Here is a 12767-nt window from a genome sequence, read left to right as displayed (position 1 = left end):
TCTTCGTGTGGAGGTGCGCCGATTGGCATCATCAAACAATATATCGAGCAACAGCAAACGCCACTATAGGAAACGAAGATGGATGCCTTCGGCATCCGCGCTATTCATCCCCGCCCTGAACGACGGAGCTTTTCGCGCAGTCCGGGTAATTCCACCGACGATGGGGGCCCCGCCAGAAAATTCCGGGACCCCCATCGTCACTTTCCCCCGCTTCAGTGAGGACCCAGTGCTTTCTCCAGTTCGGCTCTGGGCAACGCGCCCGGAACCACTTCGCCATCTGCAAACACCAGGGTAGGCGTTCCACTGATCCGATACTTTTCCCCCAGGTTCTGAACCTCTTCGAGTTGATCCTGACACTCGTGATGGATGGGTTCGATATTTCTTAACTGATAGTCTTCCCAGGCTTTTTCCGGATCTTTGGAACAGGCTATCCAATGGGACCGTTCCGGGGCATCAGGATGCAGCGATGCAATGGGATAAAGGAAAGTGTAAACGGTCACATCGGTAATGCTGCTCAGTTCCTTTTCCAACTTTCGGCAAAAAGGACAATCCGGATCAGAAAACACCGCCACCACCCGTTTCCCGTTCCCCTTGACCCGTTTCAAGGCCAGGTTGAGCGGAAGATCGCTCGGTTTGACCGCCCCCAGAATCTTGAGACGAGCTTCCGTCATGTTATGCAGGTTATGAGCCTCAATCAGATCTCCCGCCACCAGCGTGGTAACCGCCTCATCCACATAGAGAATCTGACGATCATCGGTGTAAAGTTCGTACAGACCCAGGGCATGGGCCGGATGAATCTGCAGCACATGGGGGGCCAGTTTGGGCAATTTCTGTTGCAGATGTTGACGCACCAACGCCTCGTCCGCCTGCGCACCGACCAACACCGTACCCAGCAAGGCCCCGGACCAGAAACGCCCAAGCCAGTCTTTCCAACGTACCCCGCTTTCCATTTTGACTCCTCGATTCATTGCCTATCGATTGGCATAACGCACCAACTCATCCTTTAACCAGGAACATCCTTCCAACCGATTCATTCCCCAATTCCTGACCCACCCCCATTGACTCCGGGAAGCAGAAAACAGATGGGCCAATCCTCCCGTCAGACCCTGCATCACCGCCACAGGTTCCCGACGAGCCCGTTCATACCGACGCAGGAGGGAACGATCGCCACAATCCGGTCCTGGCCCACGGGCCATCAGCGTATCAGCCAAACAGGCTGCATCCTGCAAACCCAGGTTCAAACCCTGTCCGGCCATGGGGTGTACCCCATGGGCCGCATCCCCCACCAAAGCAAAACGTGGAGCAATCCAGCGCGCCACATTCATGCGGCGCAATTCGAAATCGGCCGGTACGGAAATTTCTTCCAGAAGACCCAGTTCATACCCCACCTGTTGCTGCAAGGCCTGGGTACGTTGCGCAGGAGACATCGCCAGCAAGGCTTGGGCATGATCGCTCTGGGCAGACCATACCAGGGAAACCCGCTGTCCCGGAAGAGGCAACAGGGCAATCACTTCGCCAGGAACGAACCATTGTCGGGCCACCCCTCCATGTTCCCCACTGATTCGATAGTTGGCCACCACGGCCCTGTGACCATAGGGACTGAAGTATGCAGGAATGCCAAACCGTTCGCGCAAATCCGAATGAAGCCCATCGGCCGCCACCAGAAGTCGGGTTTGCCAGCACTGCCCCTGACTCAGGTGCACTTCCAGACTGCGTTCCTTCTCGTGAACGGCACTGACGGTCACCCCGGTTTCAAGCAATTCGGGCGCCACCTTTTTCTGGTACCGGTGTAAGGCACTGGACATGGCACCTGCCTCCACAATCCAGCCCATAGGGGAAGTTTGTCCATCGTGGGGGGTCAAAGAAAAGCGTCCATCCCGGTCGCCCTGCACTTTCATCCCGAGAATCGGCTGGATGCGCGTCCGATCCATGTCCTGCCAGCCTCCCGCACGACGCAGGAATCCTTCACTGGCCAGACTCATGGCATAAATGCGCTGATCGAATCCCGCCGGCGCAACAAACTCAGGCAAGGGCTGACGATCGATCACCTTCACGCGCACACCCTTCTGATGCAAGACCAACCCCAAAGCCAATCCGGTAATCCCTGCCCCAACGATCATCACTTCCAGCGGTTGAGTTCGTCCTGTCATCCTCTCCTCCCTCCCTGGAACCCGAAGGACATGACGCGGGTCAGAGCCCGGCGCATTCCCGGTAATCCATTCAGCGCCGCCAACCCGATGCCCCGACCCTGGGTCAGGATCGGCCAGTCATTGGAAAACAGGCGTACCAGCGAATGGGTGAATCCGATCCCCCAGCGCCGGTCCCGCTGGCGCAGGGCCACGAACCGTTCCAGTTGAGCGGCACTTCCCCGGCAATCCGGCTCGCCTTCCCCCACCAGACGGATCAACTGGTCGGCGTCCCGCAACCCCATGTTGAGCCCTTGCCCCGCCACCGGATGCATGGTTTGAGCCGCATTGCCAATGGCCACAGCATGGGGACGGATCACGCTATCCAGAACCTTGAGGGTGAGGGGAAACCAACTGCGTCCATGGAGTCGAAGAAAATTGCCTGCCCGCCCCCCGAAAGCCGCCTGCAATTCGTTCAAAAATTTTTCATCAGACCAATCCAGCCTCAATTCAGTCTGTTCCTGGGTTCCCGTCCACACCAGGGTATACCGTTGCCCCAGAGGAAGCAGCGCGATGGGGCCCTCTGGTGTAAATCGTTCGTAGGCCAGGGATCCGACGGATCGATCCGTTTCCAGTTGGGCCACCAGGGCCACCTGGGTATAAGGCTGTTCCCGTGCGGCACCAAATACCTGCGCAGTCAACGCCCGCCCCCCATCGGCCAGCACCGCCAGTGGAGTCCGGGCACGGCACTCTTTGCCCTGTGCCTGCCAAATCACCTCGGTCTCCTGGCCTCCGGGTAACACCGCCTTGACTTCAGCGCCGGTTTCAAGCGACAGGCCGGGAGTCTGGCGCACCTGTTCGTCCATGCACGCCATCAGCGTGTTGTAACGCAGAATGTAACCCAGTGCGGGCATTCCAGCCTCCTGAGCCGTCAGCGTGGTTTGTCCGAAGCGATGACGCTGGGAAATATGGATTTGATCGATGGTCGTCACCTCTGCCCTGGGCCAGGCCCCTAATCCATCGAGCAATTGCCGGCTTCCCTGAGCCAGGGCCAGGGTGCGCCGGTCATCGGCACGCAAGGAGGGACGAGCCTCGAGCAGGCGTACCGGCACCCCGCGCCGGGCCAGACCCAGCGCAGTCGCCGCCCCTACGGGCCCTCCCCCAACAATGATCACCGCCGCAGGGTCTGCGCCATCCATGTCTCGATCTCCTCCACTGTTCTGGGAACGGCATCCGTAATTACTTCATGCCCCTTTTCCCCCACCACCACATCGTCCTCGATACGAATGCCCGTATGGCGAAAAGCAACCGGAATATCCTCCTCTCCCCCCACATAAAGGCCCGGCTCCACCGTCAATACCATACCGGGCAACAGTCGGCGTGGTTTCCCCTCATCGTCCACATAGCGCCCCACATCGTGCACATCCCTTCCCAACCAGTGGCCCGTGCGGTGCATGTAAAAACGCCGGTATTCCCCACTTTCCAGAACACCCTCCACACTTCCCTGACATAAACCCAGGTCGATCAGCCCCTGAACCAACACCTTCAGAGCCGCCTCATGGTAAGCCGATACCCGTTTCCCCGCCTTGATCTGTCCCAATGCGGCCTGCTGGGCGGCCAGCACCACTTCGTAAAGATCCCGTTGAGCCGTACTGAAACGTCCGTTAACCGGAAACGTGCGCGTAATGTCCGCAGCATACCCCTGCCATTCACAGGCCGCATCGATCAACAATAGATCTCCGTCGCGCAGACGGGCCGAGTTGTCCACATAATGGAGGATACAGGCATTCTCTCCGCCCGCAACAATGGAAGGGTAAGCGGGACCCGTGGCTCCCCGGCCCCGAAACTCATGCAACAGTTCAGCCTCCACAGCGTATTCGTAGCGCCCCGGACGGGTCGCCTGCATGGCACGTAAATGGGCACGAGCCGATATATCCGCAGCCCGGCGCATGAATTGCAACTCCCGTGCTTCCTTGACCAGACGCATTTCTCCCAAGCGATCGGACAGATCAATCCACTGACGGGGGGCGCGCACTCCACTTCGCACCTGATTCCGCAGGATCTGCAACCACCCTTGAATCCGCCGGTCCCAAGTTTCATCCTGGCCCATCATGGAATACACCGTCTCACACCCTGCCAGCAAGGTAGGTAATAGTTCATCCAACTCGGACAACGCATGGGCAGCATCCATCCCAAACTGCGCGCAGGCCTGTTCCGGACCATAGTGGCGCCCCTCCCAGCGTTCCCGTTCAGGATCCCGGGGACGACAAAACAGCAGACTGCGCGGTTTTTTTCCTCCCTGCAGCACCAACACGGCCTCGGGTTCGGGAAATTCCGTCAGATAATGAAAATGGCTGTCCCAACGATAAGGATGATGCGTATCTGCATTCCTTACCCGCTCGGGCGCCGTGGGAAGAATGGCGATGCCCGAACCCAGGGAATCGGCCAAACGGCGACGACGGGCACGCAACAGGGACAGGGAGGTCAAAGGGACAGACATGAATCAGACTCCTTCGAATATTTTTCAGCACGTTGCCACTCTGCCAGCGTGCCCACATTGATCCAGGGAGAGACGGTCCATTCTCCGCTCACCTGGTGCCGGGACACCGCGTCCCTCAATAAAGCCCCCAGATCGGCATTTTCTCCACGCTCCAGGGAAGTGAAAAAAGAACGCCGGAACAAACCGATGTTGCCATAGGTCCCTGCCCGATCGGTGGGCGGGGTCACCCTGCCCTTGGCATCCAGGGAAAAATCCGGGGGATAGCGCTCATCTTCCACCAACACCAGATGAGCCAGTGGAGGTTGGTCTACGCCTTCCCCCTCCAGCGAATTCCTCCATCGTTCCAACCGAACCCTGAGCAGTTCATAGGCATAGGTGGTATGAATATCGGCACTGACCACGGCAAATATCGGGTCCGTCAGAAACGGCAGGGCTTGCACCACGCCTCCCGCCGTACCCAATGCCTGATTTTCCCGGGACCAATGCAGCGTAATGCCCCAGCGCTGCCCCTGCGCCAGAAAGGATTCCAGGGGCTCTGCCAACCATGCCCCATTGACCACAATCTCATCGAATCCCGCCCGAACCAACCCCTCGATCTGCCATTCGATCAATGGTTTTCCACGTACCGGCAACAGGGGTTTGGGACGCTGGTCCGTGAATGGACGCAGGCGCTCGCCCCGCCCCGCAGCCAAAATCATGGCTTGAGGCATCAGAAGGTATACCCTGTCCGGGACGGTGTCTGCCACAACCGTTCCAGGAGCGGTACCAGAGGCTGTAACGTTTTGTAGCGCCGGCAGGCCGTCATCAGATACTTCTCCACGCGCGGCATGTCCGCCAGATACCCGGTTTTCCCATCGCGTTGGGCAAGACGTGCAAAAATCCCCAACACCTTCAGGTGCCGTTGCACGCCCATCCATTCAAAATCCTGATAGAACGCTCCAAAATCCTTCCCCACCGGAATCCCCGCAGCCCGTGCCCGTTCCCAATAGCGCACCAACCAATCCAGCACCTGTGCCTCTTCCCAATGGATATAGGCATCCTTGAGCAGAGAAACGGCATCATAGGTCACCGGACCCTGCACGGCATCCTGAAAATCCAGCACCCCTGGATCAGGCGTAGCCACCATCAGGTTGCGACTATGGTAGTCCCGATGCACCCAAACCTGTGCCTGACCTTCGATGGCATCCAGCAATCCCTGAACCACCGCCTCAAAGGTAGCTCGTTCCTGCGTCGTCCAGACGACCCCCAGATGCTTTTGCACATACCACTCTGGAAAGAGATGGATTTCCCGCAGCAACAGGGGACGCTCATAAAGCGGCAGAACCCCGTCCCCACTGGCCAACTGAATGCGCACCAACGCCTCCAGCGCATTGCCGTACAGGGTGTCGGCACTCAGTCCTTGCCCCCCGTCGGTTTGCAACGCACTCAGGTAGGAAGTCTCGCCGAAATCTTCCAGCATCATGAAACCCAGTTTTTCTTCCCAGGCAAAAATGCGCGGCACATGAACCCCCGCCTCGGCAAAAAGACGGGAAACCCGCACGAAGGAATGGCAATCCTCCTTGTCCGGCGGGGCATCCATGAGAATGCGTGAGCCCTCCGGGGTCATGACCCGGTAGTACCGACGAAAACTGGCATCGGAGGAAGCGGGCCGGATTGCCTCGAAAGGCACCGGATAAAACGGGGTCAACCACTGATGAAGGGCTTGTCGTCGCACCAATTATTTTTCCAGGAAATGAAAGCAAGGATTGCCATTTAGGTCAATTTGTGAGATTTTAACAAAGATTTTCAACCTGATAACCCGTTCGATGTCCGCTTCGTCTGCACGTCACTCTCTTTCCGCATGATCCCTGCCCTGTTACTCGCCATGGCCCTGCTTTGGCTTCCCCTGACAGGTCTGGCGTCTTCAGTGTTGGATGACGCAGGAAACACGCCTTCCCCCGCCGACTCCGATGTCAATGACAGAAAGCCTTCCGGCACCGCAGGTTCCTCGAAAAACCAGGGATCCTCTCCCCAGAAAAACGGCGAGCCGGACCCTTCGGTTCCGGTCATCAAACTCAAGACCGCCCCCATTCTGGAGGATAATGCCACAAATCCTGCGCTGGGCGATCAAAATCCGGCCTCGTTTCTGCGTGCGGACAAACTCTCCGGGCAGAAAGACCAATTCATGGATGCCCAGGGGCATGCTGAATTGCGGCGCCAGGGTATAGTCATCGAAGCCGACCATTTGCACTATGATCAACCCACGGACACCGTGGAAGCCACGGGAAACGTCCGTATGATCCGGAATGACACGCTCCTCCTGGAAAGTCCCCATGGCTTTTATCAATTAGGGGGGCAGATCGGGGTTATGGACAGCCCTCATTTCTCCTACCGCGATCCCGGCACCCTGCTTTGGAGACCTCCACCTGCCAGTTATGTCATCCCCCTGCCCGGCAGCCCCATCCAACGTCCCCCGCTTTGGTTCATGCAGGGCACGGGCAAGGAAATGGACCTGACGGCGGGAGACAAGGAATCCTTGCTGAATACGACGTTCAGCACCTGCAAGGCCAGCACCCCCGACTGGTTCATTCGCACCCCAAGACTGGACCTCGACCATACCTTGCAGGAGGGCGATGCCCACGATGCCACCCTGAATTTCAAAGGGGAACCCCTCCTGTACTCCCCGGATTTGACTTTTCCCCTCGACAATCAGCGGCGCTCGGGTTTGCTGTCTCCGGTCATCGGTTCCTCCAGCACCACCGGTCAGGATATTGCCGTTCCCTATTATCTCAACCTGGCGCCCAATGTCGACGATACCGTCACACCCCGCTTCATGAGTACCCGCGGACTCCAGTTGGGCAACGAAGTGCGTTATCTCGACCCCTCGATGTCAGGCATCCTGAGTGCCGAATATCTGCCCCACGACAGTCAGTTGGGCACGGACCGCTGGTTTGCCTCCTGGACCCATAATCAGGTACTGGCCCCGGGACTGACCTTCAACGCCAATGTCCAGAGCGCCTCGGATCCCAATTACATGAACGACCTCAACACCCTGATCGGTCCGCAGGGACTGGTCTATCTGCCACGCAGTCTGGACCTGGGCTATTCCGGTATCCAGCATTGGCAGTTTGACGTCAATTCCCTCAACTACCAGCCTCTGCTGGGCGGGGTGGCCCAATACCGCATCGACCCCCAAGTGTCTGCCCACGGATTCCTGAACGACTGGCATGGACTGAATCTGGACATGGCCTCCCAGTACACCAATTTTGTCAGCCCCGGACCGAACACTTTGGCGGGAACCACCGTGGTCAATGGCATTACCTACAACGGCAACTATCAGTCCATCGTCAGCGGCAGCCGTTTGCATGTCAATCCCACCGTCACGATTCCCTGGCGCAACAATGAAGCCTTTGTGACCTTCAAGACCGGCATGGATTTCACTCAATACAACCTGGGACAATTCAATACTTCTCCCCAAAGCGTGTACAACCGGACCTTGCCCATCACCAGTCTGGATTCCGGTCTGTATCTGGATCGCAATTTCAATTTCGGCGGAAAAGATTATCAGCAGACCCTCGAACCTCGTCTGTATTATGTGTACATTCCCTATCGGAACCAGAATAACCTCCCTATTTTCGACACCGGGTTGTCCGATTTCAATGCCTCCACCATTTTTACGGAAAACCAGTTTGACGGAATCGACCGTATCAACAATGCCAACCAGCTCACCGCCGCCGTGACGAGCCGCCTGCTCAATCCGGCCACCGGCGGAGAAATGGTGCGTGCCCTGCTGGGCGAACGTTTCTATTTCACCCAGAACCAGGTCCTGCTTCCCGGCGAACTCCCTCCGGTTTCCAGCGCTTCGGACATCATCGCCGCATTCACGGCGGCCATTACGGAACGCTGGAATTTTGACAGTTACTTCAACTTTGGGGCCCAGTCGCACCGGACCCAACAAATGGCCACCACCATTGCATACACCCCGGCGGCGGGCAAGGTTTTCAACCTTGGCTACCGTATCGACACCCCTTTGCAGGGAATGCCCACCACGGTCATCAACTATCTGGGGCAAACCACCACCTACATTCCCGGCATAACGGGTCCGATTCCCATCAATGATCTGACCTCGGTGAAACAATGGGATATTTCAGGACAGTGGCCGATTACCAGTCGCCTGTCTTTCCTCGGACGCCTGGCTTACTCCTCCCTGGATAACCAGGTACTGGAAGCCCTGACGGGGGTCGAGTATAATGCGGGATGCTGGGCCTTACGGGTGATTTCCTCGCGCTTTCCCGTCAGTCCCATTCAAACAGATACCGCTTTTTATGTCCAGCTCGAGTTGGGCCCCTTGGGGCTAGGTCCTAATCCTTTGGATACCCTGCGCTACAATATTCCCGGCTACACCAAAACCAACGAGATATCCCCCCAATGATGTATCGCCTTTGTGCCCTATTGATGTTGTTGCTCTCCTGTCGCCTTGTCCTTGCAGAGACCTCCGTGCCGGCCTCTGCAGCGACACCTGTCACAGCAACCCCGGCAGCCGCCCCCCTGACGCCCCCGCCTGCGGACAAACCGGATGTTTCCGACACCCCCACCGACGAGGAGACCCATCATCCGGTGGTGGATCGAATCGTGGCTGTCGTCAATACCCACATCATCACCCAGTCGGAACTGGATGAACGCACGGCCATGATTACCTCCCAACTGCGTCGCCAGGGGGTCCAACTACCGGACCAGGCCATTCTGGTCCACCAGATCCTGGAAAAAATGATCATGGATGAAGTCCAACTCCAGTATGCCTACGATGCGGGCATCAAGGTCGACGATACCCAACTGGATCAAGCCATGGCCCGTCTGGCCGAACAGAATAAACTGACCCTTTCCGGCTTCAAGGAAGAGGTGGAAAAGGAAGGCTTGACCTGGACCAAATTTCGTGAAGAGATTCGCAATGAAATCATTCTTTCCCAAGTCCGCGAACGGGAAGTGGAAAATCGCATCTTCGTGTCCGACAACGAGGTCAATGAAGAATTGGCAAAGGAAAAAAACCAGGGGAATTCAACCCCGGATGAGTATGATCTCGCGCATATTTTAGTCACCGTCCCCGAAAATTCCCCACCTTCCGTCATCAAGGAACGGCAGAAAAAGATTCAGGAAGCCATGAACCAACTGGATAAGGGGATGCCTTTCTCCCAGGCCGCAGCGGCCTATTCCGAATCTCCCGATGCCTTGACCGGCGGCGACCTGGGCTGGCGTCCCAGTACCCGTCTGCCCTCTCTCTTCGTGGAAGCCGCCAGCAAGCTGAAACCGGGCGAACACAGTGAAATTTTACGCAGCCCCAACGGGTTTCACATCATTCAGGTGATCAATCGGCGAACGCCCAATGCCATTGCCAACGTCAATCAGTATCACGTCCGCCAGATTTTGGTCAGAATCACCCCGGAAACCAATCCCAAGGATGCTCAGGCCAAGATCGTGGGGCTCTCCGGACGGATTCAGGGGGGTGAAGACTTTGCCAAGTTGGCGACTCTCAATTCGGAAGATGAAAGTCGCAATCGCGGGGGAGACCTTGGCTGGATCTCGGAGGGCTCCACCCTGCCGCAGTTTGAAAAAGTCATCAAGACCCTCAAACCCGGAGAGGTCAGTCAACCCTTTGAAACTCCCATGGGATGGCACCTCGTTCAGTTGATCGAGGTACGTCAGGCCAGCGATTCGGAGGACGGCAAAAAAATGGCTGCACGCCAGGGACTACGTGCCCGAAAAGCCGATGAAGCCTACGAAGAATGGGTCCGCCAACTGCGCGATCAAGCCTTTGTAGACATTCGCCTCGATGACCACTGATCCTCTTCCCATAGGAATTTCCGCAGGGGAACCGGCAGGCATCGGTCCGGACCTCTGCCTGCAACTGGCGCACCAGTTCCCTGACGCCCCTCTGGTCATCGCAGCCGATGCCACCCTGATGCGCGCCCGCGCCCGCCTGCTGGGCCTGCCCTACCCCTTTCTCGAGGTCGACCCTTGGGAGGGAACCCTTCCCCACCCCCGGCGCCCGCTGCTCTGGCATCACCCCCTGGTGGTACCCGCCCGTGCGGGACACCTGGAGCCGCGCAACAGCCGCGCAGTTCTGAATGCCCTGGACAGCCTGACGGATGCCTGTCAGGCGGGACACCTGGCTGCACTGGTCACTGCTCCCCTGCAAAAAAGCGTCATCGTCGAAGCGGGAATTCCCTTCACCGGACATACGGAATATCTGGCCGCCCGACTCGGAGTGTCCCATGTGGTCATGATGCTGGTGGGGGGAGGACTGCGGGTGGCCCTGGCCACCACCCATCTCCCGCTCAGTCAGGTTCCCTCGGCCATCACCCAGGAAGTTTTGGATAAAACCCTCACCCTTCTCCACCACGAGTTGAAGTTTCGTTTTGGCTGCCCTTCTCCCCGTATTCTGGTGGCCGGACTAAACCCCCATGCAGGAGAAAACGGTCATCTGGGACAGGAGGAAATCACCGTCATCAGCCCCGCCATCGCGCGCGCCCAAGCCGCAGGCATTGATGCCCAGGGTCCTTTTCCCGCCGATACCCTGTTCCTTCCGGAGCGCCTGGAAGGCAGCGATGCCGTCCTGGTCATGTACCATGATCAGGGGCTTCCCGTTCTCAAACGGGCCAGCTTCGGATCCGGAGTGAATATCACATTGGGATTACCTATCCTGCGCACCTCTGTGGATCACGGCACTGCTCTGGACCGGGCGGGCACGGGAAATCTGGACCCAGGCAGCCTTCAGGCCGCCCTGGCCCTGGCCCGATCCCTGGCTCAGGGTACCCCATGAACCCCTCCACGCACCGCGCCCGCAAACGGTTTGGTCAACATTTTCTGACGGATGAAGGGATCATCGAAGGCATCTTGCGCCTTCTGGCTCCCGCACCCACGGATAAAATCATCGAGATCGGCCCGGGCCTGGGAGCGCTGACCCTCCCGCTGCTGGAACGGGGGATGACTCTGACGCTCATCGAACTGGATCGGGATCTGGTGGAACGCTGGCGCCGTCACCCGGCCCAGGATCGCTTGACCGTGGTTCCCCAGGACGTCCTGACGGTGGATTTTGCCCAGTTCGGCAACGCCTGGCGACTGCTGGGTAACCTGCCCTACAACATTTCCACTCCGCTCCTCTTTCATCTGATACCCCATGCCGCCGCCCTGAAAGATGCCCTGTTCATGCTCCAGAAGGAGGTGGTGGATCGTCTCGTGGCCGCGCCTGACACTTCGGATTACGGACGTCTCTCGGTCATGCTGCAGTATCACTTCCATATGGAAGCCCTACTCGAGGTCCCGCCCCAGGCTTTTACGCCGCCCCCCAAGGTGGACTCTGCCATGGTGCGGCTCATTCCCAAGTTGCCCCACGAACGTCCCGAGTGTAACCCCGTCGCCCTGTCCCGGGTCGTTGCTCAGGCGTTTTCGCAACGCCGCAAGATGCTGCGCAGCACCTTGAAAGGAACCCTCCCGGCAGATGCCTGGGACGCGCTGGGCATCGATCCCCAACGCCGTGCCGAAACCCTCAGCCTGGAAGAGTTCTGCCAACTCTCGAAGGTGTTCAACGCCCCCCGGGATTTTCCAGAAAATTCCTGAGCATGTCGTAACCAAACTCGGTGAGAATGGATTCGGGATGGTATTGCACCCCCTCCATGGCAAATTCGCGGTGACGCATGCCCATGATTTCTCCATCTTCCGTCCAGGCCGTGATTTCAAAACAGTCAGGCAACGTGTCCCGACGCACCGCCAGAGAATGGTATCGGGTGGCCTGAAAGGGATTGGGAAGAGAACGAAACAGACCCTGCCCTTCATGAAACACAGGGGACACCTTGCCATGCATGAGGGTCTTGGCCCGCACCACCTCGCCACCAAAGGCAAATCCCATGGCCTGATGCCCCAGACAGACGCCCAACAGGGGAATCCTGCCCGCAAAATGCTGGATCACCGGCACAGAGATCCCGGCTTCCCGGGGACTGCAAGGACCCGGAGAAACAACCAGATAGTCCGGGGCCAGGCGCTCGATTTCGGTCAGGGTGATCTGGTCGTTGCGAAATACTTCCACCTGTTGACCCAGGACCCCGAAATACTGGACCAGGTTATAGGTAAAAGAATCATAATTGTCGATCATCAGCAACATATTTTCA

The 12767-nt window shown here is 58.0% G+C and carries 11 protein-coding genes and 1 pseudogene; 5 read left to right on the top strand and 7 right to left on the bottom strand.

Annotated elements, in window-relative coordinates; translation table 11 throughout:
* A pseudogene (locus IV91_RS20020) lies at positions 1–69 on the top strand (IS200/IS605 family transposase); the annotation flags it as partial.
* A gap of 143 nt (positions 70–212) precedes the next feature.
* On the opposite strand, the gene IV91_RS0110110 reads toward IV91_RS20020, so the two are convergent.
* From IV91_RS0110110 to IV91_RS0110085, 6 genes are read right to left on the bottom strand one after another with little or no spacing between them, the layout of a single operon-like run.
* Positions 213–950 carry a DsbC family protein gene (locus IV91_RS0110110; RefSeq protein ID WP_051862517.1) on the bottom strand — a complete coding sequence of 246 codons (738 nt, stop codon included), beginning with the start codon at positions 948–950 and terminating at the stop codon, positions 213–215.
* Positions 951–971: 21 nt separating this feature from the next.
* Positions 972–2150: an FAD-dependent monooxygenase gene (locus IV91_RS0110105; protein ID WP_031598046.1), complete on the bottom strand. Its 1179-nt coding sequence runs from the start codon at positions 2148–2150 to the stop codon at positions 972–974.
* Entirely contained in the window at positions 2147–3325 is a 1179-nt protein-coding gene (locus tag IV91_RS0110100; RefSeq protein WP_031598044.1) for an FAD-dependent monooxygenase, read from the bottom strand. The genes IV91_RS0110105 and IV91_RS0110100 overlap by 4 nt, the downstream gene beginning before the upstream one ends.
* Positions 3298–4626, bottom strand: coding sequence for an aminopeptidase P N-terminal domain-containing protein (locus tag IV91_RS0110095; RefSeq protein ID WP_035417722.1), 1329 nt, complete (start codon positions 4624–4626; stop codon positions 3298–3300). The genes IV91_RS0110100 and IV91_RS0110095 overlap by 28 nt, the downstream gene beginning before the upstream one ends.
* Positions 4611–5372: a nucleotidyltransferase family protein gene (locus tag IV91_RS0110090; RefSeq protein WP_150112448.1), complete on the bottom strand. Its 762-nt coding sequence runs from the start codon at positions 5370–5372 to the stop codon at positions 4611–4613. The genes IV91_RS0110095 and IV91_RS0110090 overlap by 16 nt, the downstream gene beginning before the upstream one ends.
* The gene (locus IV91_RS0110085) at positions 5336–6340 is read right to left on the bottom strand and encodes an aminoglycoside phosphotransferase family protein (protein WP_200874370.1); all 1005 of its coding nucleotides are present in this window, start codon (positions 6338–6340) and stop codon (positions 5336–5338) included. Before IV91_RS0110085 ends, IV91_RS0110090 begins: the two co-directional genes overlap by 37 nt.
* Before the next feature lie 126 nt (positions 6341–6466).
* Between IV91_RS0110085 and IV91_RS0110080 the strand changes: the two genes are divergently transcribed.
* The 4 genes from IV91_RS0110080 to rsmA are packed head-to-tail and all read left to right on the top strand — an operon-like array spanning position 6467 to position 12219.
* Positions 6467–9037 (top strand): LPS-assembly protein LptD, encoded by a 2571-nt coding sequence (locus tag IV91_RS0110080; protein ID WP_082783421.1) that lies wholly within the window; start codon positions 6467–6469, stop codon positions 9035–9037.
* The gene (locus tag IV91_RS0110075) at positions 9034–10443 is read left to right on the top strand and encodes a peptidylprolyl isomerase (protein ID WP_082783422.1); all 1410 of its coding nucleotides are present in this window, start codon (positions 9034–9036) and stop codon (positions 10441–10443) included. Before IV91_RS0110080 ends, IV91_RS0110075 begins: the two co-directional genes overlap by 4 nt.
* Positions 10433–11422, top strand: coding sequence for a 4-hydroxythreonine-4-phosphate dehydrogenase PdxA (gene pdxA / locus IV91_RS0110070; protein ID WP_031598035.1), 990 nt, complete (start codon positions 10433–10435; stop codon positions 11420–11422). Before IV91_RS0110075 ends, pdxA begins: the two co-directional genes overlap by 11 nt.
* Positions 11419–12219, top strand: coding sequence for a 16S rRNA (adenine(1518)-N(6)/adenine(1519)-N(6))-dimethyltransferase RsmA (gene rsmA, locus IV91_RS0110065; protein ID WP_051862509.1), 801 nt, complete (start codon positions 11419–11421; stop codon positions 12217–12219). Before pdxA ends, rsmA begins: the two co-directional genes overlap by 4 nt.
* Here the strand turns inward: rsmA and IV91_RS0110060 are convergent.
* A complete protein-coding gene (locus IV91_RS0110060) occupies positions 12185–12760 on the bottom strand; it encodes an anthranilate synthase component II (RefSeq protein WP_031598033.1) in 576 nt (191 codons plus the stop codon). The genes rsmA and IV91_RS0110060 overlap by 35 nt on opposite strands.
* Between the last annotated feature and the right edge of the window lie 7 nt (positions 12761–12767).

The sequence above is a fragment of the Ferrovum myxofaciens genome, from assembly GCF_000735045.1.
Taxonomy (GTDB): domain Bacteria; phylum Pseudomonadota; class Gammaproteobacteria; order Burkholderiales; family Ferrovaceae; genus Ferrovum; species Ferrovum myxofaciens.
Note: the sequence above shows the minus strand (reverse complement) of the source record. Positions and strands in the feature narration are given on the sequence as shown.

What these genes read in the sequence shown, in the direction of transcription:
- IV91_RS0110110 (WP_051862517.1), bottom strand. Translation starts at nt 950, where the DNA reads ATGGAAAGCGGGGTACGTTGGAAAGACTGGCTTGGGCGTTTCTGGTCC.
- IV91_RS0110105 (WP_031598046.1), bottom strand. Translation starts at nt 2,150, where the DNA reads ATGACAGGACGAACTCAACCGCTGGAAGTGATGATCGTTGGGGCAGGG.
- IV91_RS0110100 (WP_031598044.1), bottom strand. Translation starts at nt 3,325, where the DNA reads ATGGATGGCGCAGACCCTGCGGCGGTGATCATTGTTGGGGGAGGGCCC.
- IV91_RS0110095 (WP_035417722.1), bottom strand. Translation starts at nt 4,626, where the DNA reads ATGTCTGTCCCTTTGACCTCCCTGTCCCTGTTGCGTGCCCGTCGTCGC.
- IV91_RS0110080 (WP_082783421.1), top strand. Translation starts at nt 6,467, where the DNA reads ATGATCCCTGCCCTGTTACTCGCCATGGCCCTGCTTTGGCTTCCCCTG.
- IV91_RS0110075 (WP_082783422.1), top strand. Translation starts at nt 9,034, where the DNA reads ATGATGTATCGCCTTTGTGCCCTATTGATGTTGTTGCTCTCCTGTCGC.
- pdxA (WP_031598035.1), top strand. Translation starts at nt 10,433, where the DNA reads ATGACCACTGATCCTCTTCCCATAGGAATTTCCGCAGGGGAACCGGCA.
- rsmA (WP_051862509.1), top strand. Translation starts at nt 11,419, where the DNA reads ATGAACCCCTCCACGCACCGCGCCCGCAAACGGTTTGGTCAACATTTT.
- IV91_RS0110060 (WP_031598033.1), bottom strand. Translation starts at nt 12,760, where the DNA reads ATGTTGCTGATGATCGACAATTATGATTCTTTTACCTATAACCTGGTC.